15 protein-coding genes are annotated in these 19,287 nt (G+C 65.3%); 7 read left to right on the top strand and 8 right to left on the bottom strand.

Translation table 11 applies throughout. The features are described 5' to 3' along the window. Nucleotides 1–22: 22 nt before the first annotated feature. The 3 genes from K1X11_RS05270 to K1X11_RS05260 all read right to left on the bottom strand — a co-directional run bounded on the left by K1X11_RS05270 (nt 23) and on the right by K1X11_RS05260 (nt 8,387). Nucleotides 23–7,096, bottom strand: coding sequence for a carboxypeptidase-like regulatory domain-containing protein (locus K1X11_RS05270; RefSeq protein ID WP_221031901.1), 7,074 nt, complete (start codon nt 7,094–7,096; stop codon nt 23–25). Nucleotides 7,097–7,296: 200 nt separating this feature from the next. Continuing rightward, nucleotides 7,297–7,563 (bottom strand): hypothetical protein, encoded by a 267-nt coding sequence (locus K1X11_RS05265; RefSeq protein ID WP_225919553.1) that lies wholly within the window; start codon nt 7,561–7,563, stop codon nt 7,297–7,299. Nucleotides 7,564–7,589: 26 nt separating this feature from the next. Then, nucleotides 7,590–8,387, bottom strand: coding sequence for a metallophosphoesterase (locus K1X11_RS05260; RefSeq protein ID WP_221031900.1), 798 nt, complete (start codon nt 8,385–8,387; stop codon nt 7,590–7,592). Nucleotides 8,388–8,490: 103 nt separating this feature from the next. On the opposite strand from K1X11_RS05260, the gene K1X11_RS05255 reads away from it, so the two are divergent. The 3 genes from K1X11_RS05255 (at nt 8,491) to K1X11_RS05245 (ending at nt 10,856) form a co-directional block, all read left to right on the top strand. Continuing rightward, nucleotides 8,491–9,222, top strand: coding sequence for a LolA-like protein (locus K1X11_RS05255; protein ID WP_221031899.1), 732 nt, complete (start codon nt 8,491–8,493; stop codon nt 9,220–9,222). Between the two features lie 240 nt (nt 9,223–9,462). Continuing rightward, complete coding sequence (locus K1X11_RS05250; protein ID WP_221031898.1) at nt 9,463–9,957, top strand: NanQ anomerase/TabA/YiaL family protein; 495 nt, start codon at nt 9,463–9,465, stop codon at nt 9,955–9,957. Next, nucleotides 9,954–10,856 carry a 23S rRNA (adenine(2030)-N(6))-methyltransferase RlmJ gene (locus K1X11_RS05245; RefSeq protein ID WP_221031897.1) on the top strand — a complete coding sequence of 301 codons (903 nt, stop codon included), beginning with the start codon at nt 9,954–9,956 and terminating at the stop codon, nt 10,854–10,856. The genes K1X11_RS05250 and K1X11_RS05245 overlap by 4 nt, the downstream gene beginning before the upstream one ends. A 131-nt stretch (nt 10,857–10,987) precedes the next feature. On the opposite strand, the gene K1X11_RS05240 is transcribed toward K1X11_RS05245, so the two are convergent. Beyond that, nucleotides 10,988–11,197 (bottom strand): hypothetical protein, encoded by a 210-nt coding sequence (locus K1X11_RS05240; protein ID WP_221031896.1) that lies wholly within the window; start codon nt 11,195–11,197, stop codon nt 10,988–10,990. Between the two features lie 153 nt (nt 11,198–11,350). Next, nucleotides 11,351–11,761, bottom strand: a complete 411-nt coding sequence (locus K1X11_RS05235) for an Hsp20/alpha crystallin family protein (RefSeq protein WP_221031895.1) — start codon at nt 11,759–11,761, stop codon at nt 11,351–11,353. Between the two features lie 535 nt (nt 11,762–12,296). Here K1X11_RS05235 and K1X11_RS05230 point away from each other — a divergent pair. Together K1X11_RS05230 and K1X11_RS05225 are read left to right on the top strand one after the other, a co-directional pair. Further along, nucleotides 12,297–13,250, top strand: coding sequence for a bile acid:sodium symporter family protein (locus K1X11_RS05230; protein WP_221031894.1), 954 nt, complete (start codon nt 12,297–12,299; stop codon nt 13,248–13,250). 149 nt (nt 13,251–13,399) lie between these two features. Next, complete coding sequence (locus tag K1X11_RS05225) at nt 13,400–13,774, top strand: nucleotide pyrophosphohydrolase (RefSeq protein WP_221031893.1); 375 nt, start codon at nt 13,400–13,402, stop codon at nt 13,772–13,774. Between the two features lie 114 nt (nt 13,775–13,888). Here the strand turns inward: K1X11_RS05225 and mog are convergent, their stop codons facing one another. Both mog and gluQRS read right to left on the bottom strand, forming a co-directional pair. Next, entirely contained in the window at nt 13,889–14,413 is a 525-nt protein-coding gene (mog, locus tag K1X11_RS05220; protein WP_221031892.1) for a molybdopterin adenylyltransferase, read from the bottom strand. A 44-nt stretch (nt 14,414–14,457) separates the two neighbouring features. Beyond that, a complete protein-coding gene (gene gluQRS / locus K1X11_RS05215) occupies nt 14,458–15,288 on the bottom strand; it encodes a tRNA glutamyl-Q(34) synthetase GluQRS (protein ID WP_324726102.1) in 831 nt (276 codons plus the stop codon). 241 nt (nt 15,289–15,529) lie between these two features. Between gluQRS and K1X11_RS05210 the strand changes: the two genes are divergently transcribed. Next, complete coding sequence (locus K1X11_RS05210; protein ID WP_221031890.1) at nt 15,530–16,108, top strand: LOG family protein; 579 nt, start codon at nt 15,530–15,532, stop codon at nt 16,106–16,108. Continuing rightward, nucleotides 16,108–16,683, top strand: coding sequence for an NUDIX hydrolase (locus tag K1X11_RS05205; RefSeq protein WP_221031889.1), 576 nt, complete (start codon nt 16,108–16,110; stop codon nt 16,681–16,683). Before K1X11_RS05210 ends, K1X11_RS05205 begins: the two co-directional genes overlap by 1 nt. 60 nt (nt 16,684–16,743) lie before the next feature. Here K1X11_RS05205 and K1X11_RS05200 read toward each other — a convergent pair whose 3' ends face one another. After that, the gene (locus K1X11_RS05200) at nt 16,744–19,287 is read right to left on the bottom strand and encodes a BatD family protein (RefSeq protein WP_221031888.1); all 2,544 of its coding nucleotides are present in this window, start codon (nt 19,285–19,287) and stop codon (nt 16,744–16,746) included.

The following is a 19,287-nucleotide window of genomic DNA, read 5'->3' as shown; positions in this document are numbered from 1 at the left end:
AGCCGGAGGTGAAAGCGTGGCCCTAGGGCATCAGCTCGAGCTGGAGGCGGAAGAAGCGGGCGGTTAGGTCCTGGAAGGGAGCCGTGCTGCGGAGGACGACCGTCTCCGATCCATCGGGGTTGGTGGTGGTAGACACTTCGGTGAACTCCGTCGCGACTTCGGTAAAGGTGGTGAGGTCGGCGGAGCCTTCCAGGGTGGCGATCACGTCGGTGGCGGCGGGGTTGCGAGTGTAGTGGATCTCCAGATACGTCGTCCCATCGAGGGGGGCGAGGGCGAGCTCGAGGCCGCCGGGGCCATCGGGGGAGACGGGATCGAGGAAGAAGACGTATTCGAGGAGGTTAATGATGCCGTCGCCATCGGCGTCGCTGGTGGCGGCAGCGGCGGTGGTGTTGGCCTCGGCCCCAAACTGATCGAGGCGCCATTGCTGGATGGGCAGGTCGGCGAGATTGAGGGTGAGGCTGGTGGTGGTGCCGAGCTCGTAGTCGGCGGATGGGTCGAGCGTGACGGTGATGGTTTCCGGGCCCTCGGCGAGGTCGTCGGCCAGCGGGGTGAGCGTCACCTCGGTCGAGGCCGAGCCAGCGGCGAGCGTGGGGGCGCTGGGGCTGGTGCTGTAGTCGGTGTCGAGCAATGACGTGCCGCTGTAGGTGAGGCTGATGGGCAGGTCGGCCAGAAGATTTTCCGTGCGTTGCACGGTGAAGCTGGCGGTGCCGGAGAGGCCTTCGCCGGCGACGGCGTCGATAGCGACGAGGCTGACCACGGGCGGGCCGGGCGGCGCGGGTGTGGAGAACGGGTTGGCGGGATCGGAACCGGCGAGGATTTCTTCGCCGTTGGTGAAGCCATCGCTGTCGAAGTCGTCCCCGGCGAGGACTTGGTCGATGAGTTCAATGCCGTCGGTCGTGTCCGCGTCGATGATGAGCAGCTCGGCCGGATCAGGGAGGCCGTCGGCGTCGGCATCGTTGTCGGCGAGGCCGTCGAGCAGATCGATTTCGAAGGTGCGCAGGTTGTGCACGTCGTTGTGATCGAAGCGGGCGAAGATGTAGGCGGCGGTGGCGTTCTGACGGGTGAGGCGCAGATCGGAGTAGCGACCGACGGTGTTGGCGGTCACTGGCGTTGGATCGATGGTGGGCGTGCCGTCGGGCGCGTAGGTCAGGTAGAAGAGTTCGCGGTGGGAGCCGACCTGTTCGACCCAAGCGAGGAGGTAGCCGCCCTCGGCGGTGACCGATTGTTGGGTGAGACCCACTTCGACGGTGGAGCGACCGGTGGTGAGCGGGGTGTCGCGTTCGCTGGGCGCGCCGGTGAGGGCGGTTTGGCCGAAGCGCAGGAGGCGGCCGTCGGTGGCAGGGGCGACGAGTTCGTAGAAGGATGCGGTGGCCCAGCTGGCGGGCGGGGCGGCGAAGGTGCCGGTGACGGTTTGGGGCGTGGAGTCGGTCGAGCGCAGCCATTTCCAAGTGCCGGAGGTGGTCACCCAGTGCAGGAGGATTTCGTCGGCTCCGCTGGGGCCGCCGGAGGTGAGTGAGAGGGCGAAGTCTTCGGATTCGTTGACGCGGAATTGAGTGCTGTCCCAGGTGGCGGTGGTGGGATCGAAGGGCGTGAGGAACATCTGCCAGTAGTGCTGGCTACCATCGGTGGCGGGGGCCTTGGTGTGGAGTTCCACGCGACTGCCAGACTGGGCGAGGGCGAGTTGAGTGACCGGGTTGTTGAGGTAGGCTACGGAGGTTTGGGGGCCGACGGTGCCGTCGGTTTCGATGAGGCGGCTGAAGATTTGGTGGTCGGCGTAGGGATCGTAGGGGTCATGGCCGTCGACGAGGGTGGCGTAAACGATGAGGGTGCGGCCGTCCCCCAGCACGAGGCTGGTGGAGGCACCAATCTGCGGGGCGAGGGCGATGTCGAGTGGGTCGGACCAACTGTGCTCGCCGGTGCGGCCGGCGATGCGGAGGACAAACTGGCCGGACGTCTCGTCGAAGGTGGTGAAGGCGAAGGAGTCGGTGAGGTCGCCGTTGACGTTGAAGGTCGCGGCGGGGGCGAGGCCGCCGACGATTTCGGGGCCGGCGTCGACGAACAGGCCTTCGCCGGCGGCGACGTCGCCGGAAAGTGAATACACGGCCTGCACCGGGTAGTGGGTGACGACGGTCTCGGTGCCAAACTGCACCTTGAAATCGGCCTTGGCGAGGGTCCATTCGCCCTTCATCTGAGCGAGGCCGGCGCCGGCGGAGGCCTCGGCTTTGACGGAAACTTCGCCGCTGATCTCGGTGATGAGCGGCCAGCCGCCGAGCGGGTTGAGCTTCATCTCCATGGTGCCGAGCTTGTCGGAAACGCCACAGCCACCGCCGCCGACATCGAAGGCGATCTTGGCGTTGCCGGAGAACACGTTAAAATTCTGGGTGCCAATTTGGCTGGAGAGGGTGAGTTCGGTGCCGAAGCCGACACCGAGGCAGAACTCGGTCTCGGCGGTGACGGTTTCACCGAGGAAACTGGAGCGAGGCACGGCTTCGTCGCGCGGGCGCGTGCTCACTTTGCGGGAGCGCGGGAACTCGGTCTTGATGGTGTAGGTTTGGGAGGCGGCGATGCGGCCCAAGATGGCGGCGTCGAGAGAGGCGATGCCGGTGTCGCCGAGGATGCCGATGACGGGGCCGGCGTAGGGAATGGGGCGGGCGTATTGGTTGAGGTTGGCGGAGACCTTGGCCGCAACGCCGGCGCCGGCGGTGGCGGTGAGTTGAAATTTGAGCGGGTCGGCGTCGTCGCCGCCCGGATAGTTGGTGGAGGCGGTGGTGGAGACGCCGCCGCGGGGATCTTCGAAGCTGACCTTGGAGCCGCCGATGGGCGCGATCTTGGTGCCGTAGTCTTCGTCAATAAGGCTTTCTTTGGAGGCGCTGGCCGCGAGGGTGAAGGCGGTGGTGTTTTCGCGCCCGTTGGTGGCGAGTTCGGCGGAGGCTTCGAGTTTAACGCCAAGGAAACCTGGACCGTAAGAGAGCAGACCGGCCGCTTTGCTCTCCTGGCCCACCTCTTCGCTCATGCCAAGTTTGAGGGCGTATTTGAGGTAACCCTCCTCCTTCTCGGGATCGTCCTTGTCGACGGTGATGGTCATCGAGAAGTCGGGTAGCGGGATAAATTTATCCTCGGGCACGTAGTCTTTGAGGGCTTCCTGCACGCGGCCCTGAGTGCCGGCGATACCGGACGCGATGCCGAGCAGATCGAGGAGGTTGGCGAACCACGGCGGGAGCTCGGGGCCGCGGAGGCGTTTGGGGGCATCGTCGCCGGTGTAAGCGACATCGTAGGCGAGGAAGGCACCACGCTGGGTTTGGAGCACGATCACGGGATCAAACTCGCCGGGGGGCAGATCCCAGAGCGGCATCTTGCCGGTCACGACGGTGCGGCCGGAGGTGGCATCGATCTTGATCGAATCGGCGGGGTCAACGAAGACGCGGCGTTGTTGGCTGGTGGATACAAAGGAGCCGTCCTGCTCGCTTTGGATTTGGGTGGTCGCTTTGACGATGGCGGCGAGGTCGGTGGGTTCGTCGTCGGCGGGGATGGCGAAGAGTTCTTCGCCTTCGAGGGGATCAGTGCCGCCGCTGAAGCCGTCTTTTTGGAAGCGGCGTTCGTCGATGAGGTAAGCGGCGACGATGGGGTCGGGACCGGTGAGGGTGTCGTCCGCGGGCGTGGTGCCGAGGCCGTTGTCGAAGCCGGGCAGGGTGAGGTTAAGTTGGTAGGGGGTGACTTCGACTTTCCAGGTGGTGGTGAGGGCGTCGGCGGCGGCGAAGAAGTCGAAGGTCTTGATGCCGTCCTCGGCGTTGACGTCGCCCGAGCGGGAGACGGTGGGCAGGAACATGCCCCAGCGATCGTGGGGCACGCCGGTGGTGTGGAGCGTGGGGCGCGGCAGGAGCACGACGTCCTGGGTGACATCGTGGGTGGCGGCGGTATCGAGGCTCTCGGAAAGGGTGGCGTCGGCGGCGGCGAGGCGACGCCGGACCGGGGTGAAGCCGGGAGCGTCGACGGTGAGGAAGTAATCGGCGTAGCCGGGGAGGGCGTTGAAGGTGACCTTGCCCTCGGCGTCGGTGGTTTCGGTGGCGAGGAGACGGCCGTAGCGGTTGCGGATCTGGACGGGCAGGTTGGCGGCGGGGATGTCGATGGGCGTTTGGGAGAGGCCGGTGGGGGTCTGGTCGCGGAGCGTGGCGGTGACCTCCATGCCGGGCTCGAGGCCGACGGTGATGCCGAGGGTGGGGCTGGCGGCGTCGGTGAGGACGCGGATGCTGGATTGGTATTGTTCGCTGTAGTTGTCGGAGGAGGCTTTGTAGACGTTGGGCGATTCGGTGAGGCCGGGCAGTGGGGTGCCGGTGAGGATGGTGGTGCCGCTATTGCTCAGGGTGTATTCCACGTCGTTGATGGCGGTGGCGGAATCGGTGGCGGCGACGCCGTCGATGAGCAGGGTGTAGCTTAGGCTGGGCATGGCGGTCTCGGGCGTGGCCGAGGGACCCTCGAGGTTAAGGCGGCCGCCGGGCGTGAGGCGCACGCGGTAGGAGTTGCCCTGGTCGTCGAGCCCGTTGGACCAGATGGCGGTGACGGGACCGCCGAGAGAAGGGTAGCCGCCGAAGTAGCCGGGGGCGACGGTGGTCTCGGTCATGAAGCCCTCGGAGGTATCGTATTGGAACACGTATTCGCCGACGGTCTCGCCATCGACGGTGCGTTCCTCCCATTGGTAAACGCTGTAGGTGGCGGCTTCATACGGCGTCATAACGATTTCGAAACCGCCGGTTTGGACCGGGGTGAGCGGCTCCCAGGGGAATTCGTTGTTGGGAAAGTTAACGACGTCGAAAAGGGCGGCTTGGGTGAGATCGGGAGCGGACCCGGGCGTGGGCCAATCGAAGAGGGTTTTGGCGCCAAAATACTCGGCGGAAAAGTCGTGGCCGGGAATGGTGGCGGTGACGCCGGTGTAGTCGCCGGGGGCGAGGTTATCCCAGCGCGCGTAGAGAGGGTTGTAGAAGCTGCCGGGCGGCTCGGGTTCGATGGTCGTGGTCACGTCGCCATCGGCACCGAGGAGAGTGATGGTGGTTTGGTTGGCGAGGGTTGGGGAGTAGTCGGCTTCGATGGGAAAACCGGTGCCGGTGACGGCGACGACCTTGCGATTGAAGTCGGTGTTTTCGGTGCCGTAGGCCTCGATGATGTAGTGCTCACGGCGGACGCGCAGCTCGAGGAATTGGTCGCGACCGGCATGGATGGGCAGGCCGTTGAGCTCGAAGTAACTGTGGGCTTGGAGGGAGACCGCTCCGGGCACCTCGGGAAAGGCTTCGGCGAGGGGCCACTCGTAGGTGGTGGTGCGGTTGGCGTTGTTGGGGCGAGTGGCTTCGCCGACGTGCACGATGACCTCGTCGCCGAAATAGTCGTCCATGCCGGGCAGGCGGATGCCGTAGAGACCGGGCAGGAGTTCGGCGCCGAAGTATCCCTGCGCGTCGGTGGTCACGGTGACGGCGGCGGCGGAGGGATCGGCGAGGTTGCGCTCGGCGGGGCCGGGCACGAGCTCGATGGTTTGATCGGTGTAGGGACGGAAAATGGGTTGGCGCGAATCGGGTTCGATGGATTCGGCAGCGAGCAGTTGGCCGCGGATGGGGACGAGCGGGGTTTCGAGGTCGACGGTGAAGCGATGGAACTCGGGCGTGGTTTCGGTGCGGCCGACGGGCACCTCGATGATGGTGGCGCCAGTGGAGGCGAGGTCGTAGTCGTAGCCGACCGGGCTGTAGTAGTCGAAGGTCTCGTTGTATTCGAAATTGGTCTCGCCGGAGAGGCCGTCGACGAAGACGCGATAGCGACCGGAAAGGAAGGGCTCGTAGAAAGGCGCGTAGGTTTCGCCGTTGAGGTTCTGGCCGGTGTAGGCCTCGTAGCTGAGACCGTCTGTATTCGTGCCTTCGATACCGACGACCCGCACCTTGAGGCCGAGGCCAGTCACGCCGCTGCCGGCGAAGAGACCGTTTTGATCAAAGGTCGCGGAGACGTGGTGAGGGAAATCGACGAGGATATCGACGGCGTGGCCTTCGGCGGGGAGCGAAACTTCGAGCGGGACGTCGTAGCTGTTGGGCAGCAGGCCGGTGACGGAGTCGGGCTCGAGGAGAATGCGCTGGGTGATGTAGCCGAAACGGCTGACCTTCACCTCATAGGCGACCGGCGGCAGGCCTTGGAAAACCACCTCGCCGTTTTGCAGGTAGAAAAGAGTTGGATCGACGGAGCTGCCGCTGCCGCTCCCTCCCGCAGTGCCGGCGTCGAAGAGCACGGTGAAATCGCTGCGCGGGTGGAGAACCTCGATGTCGTGGTCGGCGGGATCGAGTCCGCGGATTTCGACGAGCACGTTTTCGAGCGGGGCGTCGCCCTCCTTTTTCACGAAGTCGTAGCCGGTGACGCGGACCTTGAGGTCCTGCTCCAGCGGCTTGAGGAAGACGTTCATGAAATGGTCCTGCGTGATCTCAACGCGTTGGAGGAGCGGGGTGGCGTAGTCCTCGTAGCGGGCGCGGCGATCGGTGTCGGGCAGGGAAGAGTCGTTGAGTTTAAACTCGTAGAAGCCGGAGCGGGCGCCGCGGAGGACGGCGACGCCCTTGGCATCGGTTTCGACCTGATCGGTGGAGAGCAGGGTGTTGTCGGCGGACCAGCGGGTGATCTCGACCGGGACGCCGGCGAGGGGGAGTTGGGCGACGGCGCCGGCGACCTGGATGATGATGTTGTGGTAGTCGGTGGTGACCTCGCCGAGCGGGGTCATGAGGATGGACTCGAAGTGGTCGTCGCTGGCGAGCGTGACGGTGGGCGTCTCCTGCTGGTAGGCCGGGTGGGTGGCGGTGACGTTGACCTCATCGCCGGCGTAGAAGGCGGTGGAAACGAAGTAGCCCAGCGCATCGGATTCGACGACGTCAGTCTGGGTGGGATCGGTCGCGTCGGCGAGTTCGATGCGAGCTCCGGCGACCGGGATATTGTCGAGGAACTCGTGGCGGAGCTGACCGCGCAGGCGGTCGGCGGAGAGAACGGGGGCCAGAACCAGGAAAGCGAGCGACGTAAGCAGTCCGTTGCGAAGCGGGGACGACACGACCAACCCGCCCTTATACAGGGCGTAAGCAAACATGATGCGGACGGTTCAACCGGCCCGCGCGGAGGGGTTCAAGACCTGAAGCTCATTTGCAACAAATTGAGGCTTCGGATTTTCGATTTTGGAGTCTCGATTCTCGATTGGGGGCGCTCGGGTTGGGCACCGAGGCCGGAAGCCTCGGCCACGTTCCGGTTGTGGGCGCGGCAGCTTTGACGCGGCGGGGGGCGCGGCCCGATTTACAGGCGGCGGTCGCGTTCGCGGGCGACGAGCTCTTCGAGCTGTTTCATCTGCTTGGGCGAGATGAGGCGACGGGGGACGCGTTTCTCCGCTTCCTTGAGCAGGCGGTCGTAGTCATCCTGGCTGGGCGTGTGGTCTTGCCAGAGGGTGTGGTGGCCCTGATGGCGCCGGAAACTGAGCACGCCGCCGCGGAAGGAGGCTTTCACTTCGTATTTGCCTTCCTCGGGATCGCGGTTCCACCAACCGAATTCGAACATGCTACTCATGGCTGAAGCGATAGGCGGGTGATTCGTCAGGTGGCCAGCGCAATCGTGGCGACTCGGTCGCCGGCGTGCCAGGCGCGGCGACGCCAGGTGATGGTGCGCACGGCGAGGTGGCCGTCAAAAACGTCGACGCAGCGGGCACCGAGCGGGCCGGTGAAGGCGCCGGTGTTGATGACGGTATAGTCGCCCCTCTGCCAGACGCGGGGGAAGTGCACGTGGCCGGTGACGATGACGCGAGCGTCGGGGCGCCAGCGGCGGGTTTGGGTGACGGCGCGGTGCGGGAAAGTCCACCAGGTGTGCAGCATGGCGAGCGGCTGGCGGGGCGGGAAAAACTCGGTGAACAGGCGACGCAGGCGATGGGCGGGATCATTGCGCTCAGGGTCGCATTCGCGGCCGAAGCCGAGGCAGGCTTGGCGCATGGCGGCGATGCGGCCTTCGAAGGTGGTTAAATCGAGGGCCGAGTCGGCTTGGAGGGCGCGAGCGACGCGCTCTTCGATCTTATCGCGGACGCGGCTCCAGGGGACGACGCTGTCGAGAAAGACGTCACCGTGCGTCGCCCAGAGCCTACCCTCGGCGGCGCTGGCTTCGTGGACGGTGGAGATGTCGGGATCGTGGTTGCCGGTGAGGAAACGCACGACGGGGACGCGTGCGATGAAGAAGGCGCGGATCTCGTCGAGGTCGGCGGGGGCGAGTCCGGTTTGGTTGTCGCAGGTGTCGCCGTTGAGCCAGAGTTCATCGACTCCATCGAGCAGCGGCTCGAGGTCGGCGAGGCGGCGAATCTTGGACGCAGCGTCGCGGATATGGAGGTCGGAAAGGATGCGCAGCATGGTGTGGTGGCGAACGGAAACGGAGAGCGGGGGACGTCAGGGGATTTGGCCAGGAAGGGCAACAGGCTTGTGCCGCGGCGGGCGCGTCGGTTGAGATCGGCGGATGCAAGTGCGCTTCTCCACGGTTCTGATCGGGCTCCTCGTTTTGGCGGGAGCACAGACGGCGAAAGCCAATGCCAACGTGGCGGCGGATATCGCGCGCATCCATGTGGAGGCGATCGGCGGGGTGGATCGGATCAATCGTTTGGAGTCGTTGCGGGCAGGCGGCGAGACGGTGGCGAGCGGCCAGGAAATGGACTTCCAGATGTGGGCGCGGCGACCGAACGCGGTGCGCATCGAAGTGGAGGCGCAGGGGCTTTACATGGTGCAGGGCTGGAGCGGCGAAGGAGAACCGTGGATCCAAGCCGGCGCGGAGGGGGAGCGGCGGGCGATGCCGCCGGCGTTGGCGAGTGCCTTCAAGCTGGAGTCGGAGTTTGATGACCCCCTCGTGAATCCGGAGGAGCGCGGTTACGTGCTCGACTACGCGGGGGAGGACGAGGTGGGTGAGCGTCCGGTGGTGAAGTTGATCGCGACGCGCAGTGCCTCGGATCAGAGCGTGCTCTATATCGCGGCCGACACGTATTTCATCGTGCGACAGGATCGCGTGCAGTTGCGCCCGGATGGTTCGAAGAGCGAGACGCAGACGTTCTATGGCGATTTTCGCCCCGTGCAGGGCGTCATCCTGCCGCACAAAGTGGTCGTGTGGGCGGGCGAGGAGCTGGTGAGCGAAACGATGATGAATTGGATGGAGGGGAATCCGCCGCTGGAAAAGGGGATGTTTGCGGCGGAGGGCTGAGAGCTGAGGGCGGCGAGGTAGGTGGCGGAGGGGCAGAGGGCGGTGGGGCAGAGAATTTTTTAACCACGGATGAACACGGATGGCTTCACTAACGTTTCGCCTTGGTGAATTGGCCGTGGGGCAAGGTTTCCTTGAACCACGAATGCGCCAGAGGCGAACCAGTGGACACAGACGAGTGCGGAGTGGTGAGCTTGGTGGATGAGCTTGCGGCGGGGTGGGGGCGGCGCTGGAGTGCGGGGCATGGCTATCTGGGGCACGCTGGATCTCATTTCCCAACAACTCGCTTCGAATGAACGGTTCGAGGCCGCGCTGGCGTATTTGCGTGAGGCGCTCGCGCCGGGTTCGGCGGTCCATGGTCGGATCATGGCTATCGCGGAGGGCGTGACGGAGCGGGTCGATTTGGCCGATGGGGTGTTTGCCCTCGAGCAGGTTTACACGGGCAAACCGGCGGGCGAGGGGCGCTTTGAAGCGCATGACCAGTATGTCGATTTGCAGGCGGTGCTGTCGGGCGAGGAGGCGATGGAGGTGACGGCACGTGCTGGTCTCGCGGTGACCGAAGATTTGCTGGCCGACAAGGACGTGGTGTTTTTGGCGGATCGTGCAGCGGTGTCGCGTTGGGTGGTGGCCCCGGGCGAGATCGCGGTGTTTTTCCCGGGTGATGCGCACAAACCGTCGCTGGCGGCGGGCGCGGCGCCGGTGCTCGCGCACAAGACCGTGGTGAAGGTGCGCCTGTGAATTACCGGCACCATTATCACGCGGGCAATTTCGCCGACGTCGCGAAGCATGCCATCGTGCTGGCGCTGGTGGCGGGCATGCAGCGCAAGGAAAAGGGTTTCCTGTTTCTCGACACGCATGCCGGACGCGGGGCCTACGATTTGGCGGCGGCGTCTCAGGGGGACAGTCTGCAACGCGCGCCGGAATGGCCGATGGGCTGGGGACGGGTGGAGGCAGCTTGGCGCGAAAATGCGGCCAAGGTGCCGACCTTGTTGCGCGATTATGCGGCGGCGGTGAGCGGTTTTGCGCAGCGGCAGGTTGAGTCGGCTCCGACTGAGCAAAGTGATTCTTTCAAACCGTATCCGGGGTCGCCGGTTCTAGTGGTCGATCGCCTGCGGGAACAGGACCGGGCGGTCTTGTGTGAGCTGCAGGGCGGCGAGGCTGACGGGCTGCGCGAGAATCTTGGACCGCGGCGGCGGGTGCAGGTGGAGCAGCGCGATGGTTACGAAGCCGTGCGCGGTTGTCTGCCGCCGCTGGAGCGCCGCGCGCTGGTGTTGATTGATCCGCCTTACGAAGCGGAGAACGAAGCCCGCAAGGTGATGACCGCGTTGCGCGAGGGATTGCGACGGCTGCCGGGCGGCACCTTTGCGGTGTGGTATCCGCTGACGGCGCGCGCCGGGGCACCGACGTTTTTGGCCGCGGTGGAAAAAGAGGCCGATTGGGCGCCGACTTGGACGGCTGAGCTCACCGTGGCGGGACCGGAGGCCGGGTTAAAAATGCGCGGGGCCGGCGTGATGGTGGTCAATCCACCGTGGCAACTTGATCAGGCGGTGGCACCGGCGATGACTTGGCTGGGCGAAACCTTGGCGCAGGCGGCGGGCGGCGAAGGCTCGCTGCGGTGGTTGGTGCCGGAGCGCTGAGCGGCGGGGCGACCGAGGTGAGTGGGCAAAAAAAGTCCCGCGGGACTGGTCCAGTCCGGCGGGACGCCTACACAGACTACACAAAAATAGGGAGAGGGAGACGGGCGACGCTGAGTTCGAGAGCTTACGCCTTAACCGGCGCGTTTATCGCGGACGCGGCCCTTGAAGGGCTTTTGCGGGAAGTAACCTTCCTTTTTCCGGGGAGTGAAGCTCTTGAGTTCGGGGGCGCGGAAGATCGGGCGGCCCCAGATGGCGTCGGCTTTGGGTTGGGAAACGACGACGTGTTGCACGATGGGTTTGGTGTCTGCGGTTGAAGGTGGAGGCGGAGGCGGGGTGTCCATGGATGTCAGAGACGGACATCCGGCTCACCCGAACGCTGTCTCTGACCAGAGACATCGGCCTTGGCTCCCGATTCTTAAAAAAAAAGTCCGCTCCCCGCGCATTTTTGTGAATGCGCAGAGAGCGGCCGGGGCTTGGTCCTTCCCCTGTTGTAATTAGGCGGCGCGGACACTGGCCGCGGAGACGCCGGTCACGCTGGAGCCATTCCGCATGGGAATGGTGATGGTGAGGGCGCCGTCGCGGAGCTCTGCCTGCAACGCCATGAAGTTCAACGACCGCCCGAGGCGGAGATTGAGCAAATAATCGCGTTGCACACCCTCCACATGCATGGATTTCCAGTTGGCTCGCACCACGTGCGCCTTGCGGGCGGTGACGGTGAGATCGGGCCCGCGGGTGGCGATTTCCACGCCGGAGGGCTGAACTCCCGGCACATACACGATAAGCCTCAGGGCATCGGGCAGGGTCTCGCAGTCGAAGTGCGGCGTGCGGAAAGCGGTCACGGAGGACGCGGTTTCCTCACGACGGGACTTCGGTGCAGACGGCGGAGGGAGGGTGATGTTATTCATGGCAGGAAACTGTTGGTAAAAGGGAGGATACGGACCTCGGAGCCTTTTTGGGCGGCCGGGCTATTCAGGGGGGCTAAACGAGATCCGTGGGAGGAAAGGGTTTAGGCCTGAAAGCCCGCACGTCGCTGGTGTTTCTGCCAACGCTGCACGGAGTCATGACCTTGCTGGCCGCATACCACCGTGCCGCGCTGCATAGATTTGGCAGCGGTAAGGCACGGATTGGAATTGGCGGAGGCGAGCGTCATGGGATTCTGCTTACACTAACGGCACATGCATGCGTCGTGCCAAGTGCAGAGGGCATTTTTGCGCGTGAAGATTGGGTGACGGCGGGCGATCGGGATGCGGGATGGGTGATGCGGGATGCGGGATGTGGGATACGGGATGCGGGATGGGAGATGGGGGATGGCGGAGGGGCAGGGGGCCGAGGCTGGAAGCCTCGGCCACTTTGGGGTGGACGAGGTGGGCGCGGCATCCTTGCCGCGGCGGCGGTGGACGGGGTTGCGTGAGGGGGTGGGAGGTTTCAGCGTCGCGGTTTATGCCCCTACCCCGACTGTTTGCCTGGTTGACCCATGCCTTCCCGCTTTGGGTCCTCACGCTGTGTGGCGCCGCCTTGGTGGTGCCGGATGCCTTCACGTGGTTTCGCGGTCCGTGGATCGTGTGGGGACTCGCGGTGATCATGCTCGGCATGGGCGTGACGCTCACGCTGGAGGACTTCCGCGGCATCAAGACGATGCCCAAGGCGGTGGCGGTGGGCTTCGTGGCCCAATACACCATCATGCCCCTGCTGGGCTGGGGCCTGGGGTGGGCGTTGTCGTTGCCCACTGAATACGCGGTGGGGCTGGTGCTGGTGGCGTGCTGTCCGGGCGGGACGGCATCCAATGTCGTGACCTTCATCGCCAAAGCCGACGTGTGTCTGTCGGTGGTGATGACGGCGTGTTCGACCTTGGCGGCGGCGGTGATGACGCCCTTGCTGACGGCGACCTTGGTGGGCACGCGGGTGCCGGTGGATGCGTGGGGGCTCTTTCAGAGCACGATCCAAGTCGTGTTTATCCCGGTGGTGCTGGGCGTGGTGCTCAACCGGTATTTCCACCGTCCCGTGCAGCGCTTGCTGCCGGTGGCGCCCTTGGTGTCGGTCATCGTGATCGCGCTGATCTGCGCGAGCATCATTGGGCAGCGGGTGGACGAAGTGAAAGCGAGCTTTGGTCCGCTGTTGCTGGCAGTGACGCTGCTGCATCTCTTCGGGTTCTCGCTGGGCTACGGCTTGGCGCGCTTGCTCAAGTTGCGGGAGCGCTCCGCGCGGACCGTGGCGATTGAAGTGGGGATGCAGAACTCCGGTTTGGGCGTGGTCCTGGCGAACAAGCACTTCATAAATCCGGCGAGTGGCGTGGCCCTCGCGGCGGTGCCCTGCGCGATCTCAGCCGCGATGCATTCTGTGATCGGGAGTATCTTCGCGGCGTGGTGGCGGTCACGCGGCGAGACGAAGGTTTAGCCACGGATTTCAAGGATGGGCAGGGACGAGCGTGGATCGGATCCGTGGGAATCTGTGCTATCCATGGCCAAGATTGCGTGACTCAGGGCGCGATGCTGAGGCGGTGGGAGATTGCGTCCTATGTCGGGACAAGCCATCGTCGCGAGCCTATGAGCACGATGAGTGACGACGTGACGACGTTGGCGGAGATCAAAGCCCGGGTGTTGGGCTTTGCGCAGGAACGCGATTGGGAGCAGTTTCATGCGCCCAAGAACCTGAGTATGGCGCTGGCGGCTGAGGCCGGAGAGCTGATGGAGCACTTCCTGTGGACGACGTCCGAGGCCTCGCGCGATGCGGTGAAGGAGCCGGTGAAGCGTGCGAAGATCGAGGAGGAATTGTCCGATGTGGTGATCTACGCGATCGAGTTCGCCAACATGACCGGCATCGATCTGGCCGCGGCGATCGAACGCAAGATGGCCGCCAACGCGGCGAAGTATCCGGTGGAGAAGGCCAAGGGCCGGGCGGATAAGTATACGGAGCTCTGAAGGCGGTTTGGGAGAGGGAAGGGAGGAAACAGCGAAGCAGTTGCGCGACGGCGGTAGAAGGGGCGGAGGGGCAACGAGGAGCGGCCAAGATGGCCGCTGCTACATTTTGAAGTCCTATTGCTTGGGGCGGAAGATGGGCATGACCTCGGGGTTGGTTTCGAGGCGGGGGCCGCCGATGAGGTCGATGCAGTAGGGGATGGCGGGGAAAACGGCCTCGAGGTTTTCGCGGATGGCTTTGGGGCGGCCGGGCAGGTTGACGATGAGGGTCGCGCCGCGGGTGCCGGCGGTTTGGCGCGAGAGGATGGCGGTGGGCACGTAGCGCAGCGAGGTGGCGCGCATGAGTTCGCCGAAGCCGGGGAGCATCTTTTCGCAGACGGCTTCGGTGGCTTCGGGGGTCACGTCGCGCGCGGCCGGACCGGTGCCGCCGGTGGTCACGATGAGGGCGCAGTGGGCGGTGTCGGCGAGGCGGATGAGCTCGGCTTCGATCTGCCGCTGTTCATCGGGGATGATGGCATACACGGGCTCAAACTCCGTGGTGAGCCATTCGCGCAGGAGGGCGACGCAGGCTTGGCCGGGTTCGTCGGCATAAACGCCGGCGGCGGCGCGGTCGGAAATGTTGAGGACACCGATGCGGATCATCTGATCTTTGAAATGCTGAAACGCTGAAAACTGAAACGCTGAAATTAGAACCGCTCGATGAGTTGGGCGGGGGATTGGCCGGAGTCGCGGAGGGCGCGGAGAGAGAGGGCGTCGTGGCGTTTGGCGAGGCGTTGGCCGGTGTCGTCGGTTACGAGGTCGGCGTGGTAGTAGGTGGGCTCGGGCAGGCCGAGGGCGCGCAGGAGGAGGAGTTGGCGGAAGGTGGATTTGATGAGGTCGTCGCCGCGGACGACTTCGGTGATGCCGAGTTCCCCGTCGTCGAGGGCGCAGGCGAGTTGGTAGCTGGGCACGTCGTCTTTGCGCCAGACGAGGAAGTCGCCGAAGTCTCGGCCGGCGATGGCGGATTGCGGGCCGGCGTGGGCATCGGTGAAAGCGACGGTTTCGCCGTCGGGGACGCGGAAGCGCCAGTTGCAGATGATGGGATCGGTGAGCGGGGGTAACGAGGCGTCGGGCGGCGGGCGCCATTCCGCGGGGTAGAGCGGTTCGTCGTTGAGACCGTTTTCGTGCGGAGCGCTTGCGGCCTCGGCGATCTCGCGGCGCGAGTGATGGCAGGGGTAGATGTGACCCGCGGCGTGGAGGCGGGCGAGGGCGGCGCGGTAGAGCGGGACGCGTTGGCTTTGGGTTAGCATGGGCTCGGTCCACGAGAGGCCGAGCCAACGCAGATCGTTTTGAAAAGCTTCAACGAACTCCGGACGGCAGCGGGCGGCATCGAGGTCGTCGTTGCGCAGCAGGAGCGAACCGCCAGCCGCGGCGGCGCGCTGGGCGGCGAGCCAAAAGGTGTGCGCGTGACCCAAGTGCAGCAGCCCAGTGGGCGAAGGCGCGAGGCGACCGAGATAGGGTTGGGAGGTGTGAACCACGGAGGGGTAGGGTGTGGAGGAAATGGCGGAGAGGCAGAGTGTTTTTTTAACCACGGATGAACACGGATGGCTTCGCCTACCGGCTACGCGCAGCAAGGATTTGAAGTTGTCCGAAACCACTGAAACGAGGTCCCAAAGGCGAAACGTTAGTGGAGCCATCCGTGTTCATCCGTGGTTAAAAAGAAACGTTTGGAAGGCGGGCTTGTGGGCCGCGGGGGAATGTGGTTGTTCCGGGGGGCTCATGACCAAGCTGATTTGTGTGTATTGTTCTTCGAGTCGGAAACTGGACCCCAAGTATTATGAGGTGGGGGAAGCGGTGGGGCGCGGGTTGGCCGAGCAAGGCTGGGGGCTGATCTACGGCGGCGGCAACGTGGGCACGATGGGCGCGGTGGCCAAGGGCGTGCATCAGGCGGGTGGTCATGTCGTGGGCGTGATTCCGGACTTCATGAAGTCGCGGGAGTTGGCTTACGACGAGGCCGACGAGTTGATCACCGTGGACACGATGCGCGAACGTAAGCGCGTGATGGCGGAGCGCGCGGATGGGTTCATCACTTTGCCGGGCGGCATTGGCACGCTGGAGGAGGTGAGCGAGATCATGGTGGAGCGACAGTTGGCGCTCACGCAGAAGCCGTTGGTGCTGCTCAATCAAGATGGCTTCTACGACGATCTGTTGAAGTTTTTGGAGCGCATGATCGTGGAGCGCTTTAAGTCGGATGGCATGCGCAAGCTCTTTGGCGTGGCGTCGACGGTGGAGGAAATCTGGCCGCTGCTGACCTCACCCGAAGCCTTTGAAGTGGATGCGTTGTGGAGGTCCTCCTGATGGCCGTCGTGGGAACGCGTGAACACGTCGCGGCGCTGCTGCGGGCGCATTTGGTGAGCGGAGCTGAGGCTGGTCATGAGGCGGCGATGGTGGAAGCCACGCTGTCGTTTGTGGAAGCGGAGCCGCGTTGCGCGGAGCGCTCGTTGGAAGTCGGTCACCTGACCGGATCGGCGTGGATCGTGGATCGCACGCGGCGCAAGACGCTGCTCACACATCATCGAAAACTAAACATGTGGCTGCAGCTCGGCGGGCACGCCGACGGCGATCTCGACATCGCGGCGGTGGCGATGCGCGAGGCGGAGGAGGAGAGCGGCCTGAGCGAGTTGCGTTTGGTGTCGCCGACGCTGTTTGACGTCGATCGGCATCGGATTCCGGCCCGCAAGGGAGAACCGGAGCATTGGCATTACGACCTGCGCTTCATGGTCGAGGCAAATGCGGACGAAGCGTTCGTGGTGTCCGATGAGTCGCATGACCTCGCGTGGATCGAGATCGAGCGCATGGCCGAATTCAACAGCGAGGAGTCGATGCTGCGGATGGCGCGGAAAACGGGAAGAATGGTGAATGGTGAATGGTGAAGAGTGAATGGTGAAACGAGAAGGGGAGGCAGTTCGGAGCCTTTCACCACTCACCATTCACTATTTTTTCTTCCAAATTCCGACCAGTTCTTCGGCGCGGATCCAGCCGGTTTGGCCGTTGGGGAAGCTGAGTTGGCGCCAGCCGAGGAAGGACTTTTGCACGCGGGCGAGGGAGCCGGGGGCGAGCGGGGTGGATTGTTGTTCTTCGTCCAAGTCGCTGGGGATCGAGCGCAGCGTGGCGGAGCGCCAGGTGAGCACGGCGTCGGACTCGATGGTGAGGCCGTAGGTGCGCAGGCTGAGGCCGGCGCCGGCGGCGGTGCCGATGGCGAGCACCACCATGAGCCAGGCAAAGGCGCGGAGGAGGCGCCAGCGCGGTTGGTAGGCGCAGACGATGATCGCGGCGATGGCGGCGACGAAGATCACGAAGGCGAGGAGCAGGAGCCGTTGCCACTCAGGCGGAGAGGCCTGGGCGGCGATCTTTTCGGTCCACGACGGATTGAGGAAGCGGCCGATGATGGGCGGGCTGTAGCCGGCGCGATCGAGCACGTAGTTGAGGTGCCAGCGGGTGGAGGGATCGCGCGGGTTTTGGAGGAAGGCGACGGCGGCGTGCGCTCCGGCTTCGTTCCAACGGTTCTGCTGGGCGAGGGCGAGGGCGAGGTTGTGGTGGGCGACCCAGTCGGTCGGCGCAGCATCAACGGCGGCGCGCCAGGTGGCTTCGGCGGCGGCGAAGTCGCCGCTCTGGTAGGCGGCGATCGGATCGGCGGCGGGTTCGGCGGCCGGAAGGTGGTTCGGCGTCAAGGCCAAGGCGGTGAGCAGGAGTGCGATGGCCGGGAAGAGGTGACGCAGGGCCAGGCAACGGAAGACGGGGAATCCGGGGCCGCGCTTCTGTTTGGCGGCGGCGTGGGCGCGCTGGGTCCAGTCGGCGGGCAGTTCGACGTCGCGGGCATAGAGCGCGCGATCGGCTTCCTGCCAGAGTTGATGCCAGGTGTCGTCGGAGGCGAAGAGGCTGGCCGAGGGCGTGGCGAGCGGAGACTGCCAAAGGATCGCGGTGAGGCGCTGCCACTCCAACAGCGCGGCGGAGCGATCGGTCGGCGTGGCGGCGTGGCTGACGCGGCTGATGGCGACGGGCAGCTGGCGTTTGGCGGCGCGGGCGATGCGGCCCGGATCGGCGGCGCGAGCGTGGCGATAAGCGAGGACGAGCCACAGCAGGGGCAGCAGCGCGGCGAGGGCGATGCCGGCGACGGCAAGGTCGCGGCGAGCGAGCGGCAGGGCGGCGATGGGCGCGGCGGGCAAGGGCTCGAGGGGCAGGGCCGACGGGGAGTCGGGGGCCGGTGCGGAGCGAATGGGCGCGGTGGCGTCGAGCGGCAGCGGACCGTTGACGGCGGGCGGCGTGGTGCCGTTGGCGGCGGTGGGGTTGGTCGCGGGCGTCGAGGTGGTGGCGGCGGGGCTGATGGTCAGCTCGTGTGCTTCGGTGGTGAGGGTTTGGTAGGTGCCGGAGGTCGGGTCGAAGTAGGTCCACTCGACGGCGGGCAGGGTGAAGGTGCCGGCGGTGGTGGGGATGAGGATGACGTCCTCGGAGATACTGCCGTCGAAGAGTTTGCCCTCGGGATTGGAGCGGGTGGCTTCGGGTTGAACGACGCGGAAGGTGTTGGAAGCCTGGCGGGCGGGCAGGGCGGAGATGACCGGCCAGTTGCCGGTGCCTTCGAGGGCGAGCGTCCACGTGATCGGATCGCCGACGGCGGCGTCTTCGGGGACGATTTGGGAGGTGAGGGTGAAGGAACCGACGGCGCCGGCGAAGGACGCGGGTGCGGGGGCGGGCAGCGGTTGCACGGTGACCTGCGGAGCGTCGCTGGTGATGGCGAAGGTTTCGCCGCGGAGGGAGTTGAAGAATCCGGAGGACGGGATGCCGATGTTCACCGACTGTTGCACGGAGTTGACCGTGTAGCTGCCGGGGGCGGGGAAGTATCCGCGGGAGGGATACGTGACGAGTTTGCGGGCGTCGCGACCGGAGCCCTCGGCGCGGCCGGTGGGGTCGGTCCACGACTCGACGATGAGCGGGGAGGGTTCCCAGGACGGTTCGCTGGCGAGGTTGGCGTTGAAGCGGGCGGACACGCCGAGCGAGTAGGTGATCGGCACGACTTGGCCGGCCCAGATCGGGCTGCCGTCGCCGACCTCGAGGGTCGAGGCGGTGATGTCGGAAATGAGGATGTTGGTGTCGCCGAGGGTGGCTTCGCGCACGGGCACGCTGAGGCCGGGCACGGTTTGCGGGCCGGCATTGGTCTGCAGCGTGAAGGTGGGGATTTGGACCGGGCCCTGATCGAGGGGGCGCACCGGGAAGGCGTAATACACGAGGACCTGGTCGGTGCGGGCGCCGTTGATGATACGGGTGGAGCTTTGCTCACCGCGCTGGGGTTGGCCGATCTCGAGGTTGGGGACCTGCGGGATGGTGAGGTCGCCCTCGATCTCACAGTTGTTGAGCAAGAGCACCAAGTTGGAGACTTGGCCGATGGCGAAGTAGTCGGGCTGCTGCCAGCGGACGGTCTGGGCGGACAGACCGAGGGTGCAGGCGAGGGCCAGGAAGAGGAGGAGGAGTCGGTTGCGCAT

The organism is Actomonas aquatica (genome assembly GCF_019679435.2).
Lineage (GTDB): Bacteria > Verrucomicrobiota > Verrucomicrobiia > Opitutales > Opitutaceae > Actomonas > Actomonas aquatica.
This window is presented reverse-complemented; position numbering and strand designations above follow the sequence as displayed.